The 4,382-nt window shown below is 75.9% G+C and carries 5 protein-coding genes; 3 read left to right on the forward strand and 2 right to left on the reverse strand.

Annotation, left to right across the window (positions count from 1 at the left end; all coding sequences use genetic code 11):
* A partial coding sequence (locus ACWEN3_RS42205; protein ID WP_452982774.1) for a HEAT repeat domain-containing protein occupies positions 1–554 on the reverse strand: 554 nt, incomplete at its 3' end.
* 170 nt (positions 555–724) lie between these two features.
* Complete coding sequence (locus tag ACWEN3_RS42210; RefSeq protein ID WP_452982777.1) at positions 725–2,410, reverse strand: acyl-CoA dehydrogenase family protein; 1,686 nt, start codon at positions 2,408–2,410, stop codon at positions 725–727.
* 72 nt (positions 2,411–2,482) lie between these two features.
* Between ACWEN3_RS42210 and ACWEN3_RS42215 the strand changes: the two genes are divergently transcribed.
* The 3 genes from ACWEN3_RS42215 to ACWEN3_RS42225 all read left to right on the forward strand — a co-directional run bounded on the left by ACWEN3_RS42215 (position 2,483) and on the right by ACWEN3_RS42225 (position 4,367).
* Positions 2,483–3,241 (forward strand): PaaX family transcriptional regulator C-terminal domain-containing protein, encoded by a 759-nt coding sequence (locus ACWEN3_RS42215; RefSeq protein ID WP_452982780.1) that lies wholly within the window; start codon positions 2,483–2,485, stop codon positions 3,239–3,241.
* Positions 3,242–3,550: 309 nt separating this feature from the next.
* Positions 3,551–4,012 (forward strand): hypothetical protein, encoded by a 462-nt coding sequence (locus ACWEN3_RS42220; RefSeq protein ID WP_452982783.1) that lies wholly within the window; start codon positions 3,551–3,553, stop codon positions 4,010–4,012.
* A gap of 10 nt (positions 4,013–4,022) precedes the next feature.
* Positions 4,023–4,367, forward strand: coding sequence for a hypothetical protein (locus tag ACWEN3_RS42225; RefSeq protein ID WP_452982786.1), 345 nt, complete (start codon positions 4,023–4,025; stop codon positions 4,365–4,367).
* The last annotated feature ends 15 nt before the right edge of the window (positions 4,368–4,382 follow it).

Here is a 4,382-nt window from a genome sequence, read left to right on the forward strand (position 1 = left end):
ACGTGTTCGGCTAGGAGGTCCACCGCGCCGTCGGCGTGCGCGGGGTACCGGCGGGCGAACAGGCCGAGCGCCTCCGTGAGGGCGAGCAGGACACGGTCGTCCCGCTCGGCCCGGATCCGGCGCCGCAGCAGCTCCAGGACCCGTGCGGGCTCGTGCGCGAAGCGGACCAGGGCCCCGGCCGCCGCCCGGCGCACCACCGGGTCGGGGTCCTGGACGAGGCGGGCGAACACCTCGCCGCCCGCGCTCACCGCCTCCCGCGCGCGCCGGTCCCCGTCCTCGCTCTCCGCGCCGATGCTGACCAGCAGTTCCACGATGCCCCCGCGGTCCGGCACCTCCTCGCGGGCCGCGAGCGAGAACAGGAAGGGGACGCAGGCCAGCGTCGAGTCGTACACCCTTCCCTGGTGGTGCACGACGCCGTACATCCCGTCGAGCGCGGTCGCCCGCTCGGCGGTGTCCGTGGACGCCAGCGCCCGTAACCATCCCGGCACGTCCTCGGCGCTGCCGTACGCGTGCCGCAGCGAGGCCCAGTCGACCTCGTCGATCCCCGTGAACACGTTGTCCTCCCCAGACGAGTGCCACCCGATCGCGAGTGTGCACCACGGGACTGACAACGGTGCGGAACCGCACGCTGACTGTGTGCGATCCGTCGGCGCTCACCGGCCACCGGGCGAGGGCGGCGCGCCCGGGCCGGCGAACCGGCCCGGCACGCCCACCGGGGGAGGGGTCAGCGGCGGTCCGGCAGGGCGCGGTCCAGGATCGCGTCCAGGTCGGTCCCGGCGGGCAGGGTGCCGAACGCGTGCCCCCAGTCGCCGCCCAGCCGGGTCGCGCAGAAGGCGTCCGCGACCGGGTGCGGGGCGTACCGGACCAGCAGCGAGGCCTGGAGGGCGAGCGCCATCCGCTCGACCAGCCGGCGGGCGCCCACCTGGTCGGTGCCGGCCAGTTCGGCCCCGAGCGCGGACACGGCCGAGTCCAGGCGGGCGTCCGCCCCGCGCGCGAGGGCGAGTTCGGCGAACAGGGCCTCGGCGGTGTCCGGTTCACGGGTGAGGGCGCGCAGCACGTCCAGCGCGTTGACGTTCCCCGAGCCCTCCCAGATCGACAGCAGCGGAGCCTCCCGGTAGTGCCGGGGCATGCCGGAGTCCTCCACGTACCCGTTGCCGCCCAGGCACTCCAGGGCCTCGGCGGTGAACGCCGGGCCCCGCTTGGTGACCCAGTACTTGCCGACGGCCGTGGCGATCCGCCGGAAGCCGCGCTCGGCGGCATCCCCGCGCACCGCCCGGTCCGCGGCCCCGGCCAGCCGCAGCGTGAGCGTCGTCGCCGCCTCCGACTCCAGCGCGAGATCGGCCAGGACGTTGCGCATCAGCGGCTGCTCGATCAGCCGGGCGCCGAACGCGCCGCGGTACCGGGCGTGGTGACCGGCCTCGACCAGCGTCTTGCGCATCAGCGTCGCCGAGGACATCACACAGTCCAGGCGGGTGCAGTTGACCATCTCGATGATGGTCTTCACACCCCGCCCCTCGGGGCCCACCAGCCACGCCACGGTCCGGTCGAACTCCGGCTCGGAGGAGGCGTTGGACCGGTTGCCCAGCTTGTCCTTCAGCCGCTGGATGCGGAACGTGTTGCGGCTGGCGTCCGGGAGCACGCGCGGCACCAGGAAGCACGACAGTCCTCCGGGGGCCTGCGCCAGCACCAGGAAGACGTCGCACATCGGCGCCGACGTGAACCACTTGTGCCCGCGCAGCGTGTACATGCCGGGCTCGCCGGTGGGCGTGGCCGTGGTGGTGTTCGTCCGGACGTCGGAGCCGCCCTGCTTCTCGGTCATGCCCATTCCGGCGAGCAGCCCGGGCTTCTCCGCCGGCACGCGCAGTCCGGGCTCGTACTCCCGGCTGGTGAGCAGCGGCTCGTAGACCTTGGCGAGATCCGGCTGCGCGCGCAGCGCGGGTACGGCGGCGTACGTCATCGACGTCGGGCAGCCGTGGCCCGCCTCGGTGTGCCCCCACACCAGCCCGCCCGCGGTGCGGGCCACATGGGCGCCGGGCCGCTCGTCCGCCCACGGCGCCCCGGCCAGGCCCTCGGCGACCGCCGTGCGCATCAGGTGGTGCCAGCTGGGGTGGAACTCCACCTCGTCGACGCGGTGGCCGTACCGGTCGTGGGTGCGCAGCACCGGCTCGTACCGGTTGGCCTGCTCGCCCCACTCCTGCGCCTCCGCGCTGCCGGCGTGCGCCCCGAGGCGCCGGATGCCGTCCTCGGCCCACCCGGCGCCCTCCCGGCGCAGGCCCTCCAGCAGGGCCCGGTCGTCGGAGGCGTCGTACGGGGTCAGGGGCGGGGCCTGGTTGGTGACGTCGTGCGTGCCCTCGTAGGGGGCTTGCTGCGGCTGGATCTGCGTGCGCGACTGCGCGGGTGTCGAGACCATACGAGCCATGTTGCACTCTCGCTGCGGTTGTAGCAATGATGCAACAAGAGGGCGCACGTAAAGTACCTGCCCATGCGCATGAACCTGTCGGCCGGACCCGGTGCGGCCGGCCTGCGGCCGCTGTCCGCCCGGTCGGTCGTGCTGAGCATGCTCCTGGGCGTGCACCCGCCCGAGCTGCCGGTGAGGGACCTCGTGCGGCTGGTGGCGCCCTTCGGCGTCGGGGGCTCCACGCTGCGCGCCGCGCTGAGCCGGATGGTGGCCGCGGGGGACCTGCGGCGCGGGGACGCCGTCTACGCGCTCAGCGACCGGCTGCTGGCCCGCCAGCGCCGCCAGGACGACGCCGTGCACCCCCGCACGCGCGCGTGGCGCGGCGACTGGGAGATGGTGGTGATCACGGCGACGGGCCGCGGCCCCGCCGAACGCGCCGAGCTGCGCACCCGCTTGACCGCCCTGCGGCTGGCCGAACTCCGCGAGGGTGTGTGGCTGCGCCCGGCCAACCTCGACCGGCCGTTGCCGCGGGAACTGTCCGGGGTGGCGGGAACGTACACCGCCCGCCCCGACGAACCGCCGCACGACCTGGTCGCCCGGCTGTGGCCGCTGGACGCCTGGGCGGCCACCGCCCGCGCGCTGCTCGCCCACGCGGCCGGCTCCCCGCACCCGGCCGACCGGCTGACCGCCTTCGCGGCGATCGTGCGCCATCTGCTCGCCGACCCCGTCCTGCCGCCAGTCCTCCTGCCCGCCGACTGGCCGGGGGAGCCCCTGCGCTCCGCCTACGCCGGCTATCAACGGGAACTGGCCGCGTCGGTGGGGCGCCGGGAGCGCGACGCCTGACGACGCCGGACTCGACCACCGTGGTGAGTCGGCTCGCGTGAGGGCTTCGGCCCCGCGGATGAACGCCGTACGGCGTGTGGAGCGCGGTCGCGCCCCGGCCCACCGTCCGCGCCCGGGCGACGTTTCGCGCGGGGCGTTCCACGGTCGGCGAGCGGGCGGGGTGGGAGCGCTCTCTTCACGACGGAGCCCGCGCCCGCACTGCGCGGGTGGCGCGGAAGCGGTCGGGGGCGTTCCCTGGGAAGGGGTGGATGACCAGCGCGGTCGCGGGCACTCGGTGGGGCAACGAAACGCGATCACCCGAGGAGAGTCATGGCTGAGCAGAAGTCGTCATCGGCCCTCACGGCGCCTCTGCGCGGCGCGGCCTCGGCACTGCGCAGGGTCCCCGGCGCCGGGATGGTGGGCAGGGCCGCCGAGGGAACCCTTGACAAGGTCGGCGCGGTCTCGCCGCGCGGCCGGCGCATGGCGGCGTATGCCGGGGCCGGGCTGCTCGGCGCCGCCGGCGTCGTGGAATGGCCCGTCGCCGTGACCGGCGCGGCCGTGGTCTGGCTCACCCAGCCCCGCCCCGCCCGGCACACGGACACGGCCGTGGAGACGCCGGACGCCGAACCCCCGCACGATCTCGGCACCGCCGCGCTTCGGACCGGCGCCGGGACCCACGGGCATGCCAGGACCGGAGAGGCGCAGCCACCCGGCGCCCCCGAGGCCTCGACGCCGAAGACGTCGCCCGGCCCGCTCGGCCCCACGGCACGGCCCGACCGCACCACGCTCTGAGGAGGGATCAGTGGTCCATCTGCTGACGGTGCCGACGGCCGCCGCCCGCCTGCTGCCCGCCGCGCCCCGGCTCATCGGGCGCGCCGCGGTGCCGGCGGTCGGGCTGGCCGCCGGCGCGGCCGCCGGAACGGTCCGCGCCGGAGTGCGCGGCGCGGACGCCGCCGTACGCGTGGCGCGGGTCGCCCGCAACGTCCTGCCCGGCGACGACCACTGGCGCTCCGGTGCCCGTGCGCACCTGGCCCTGCGGCCCGTGGAGCACGAACGCGTGCGCGGCGCGGGCGGCACGGCGCACGTGGCACAGCGGCAGCGAGCCGTGGTGCAGCAGCCCTCGGGAAGGTCAGTGACGCTGAAGTAGTCGGCGAAGAGGCGC

The sequence above is a fragment of the Streptomyces sp. NPDC004561 genome (assembly GCF_053602155.1).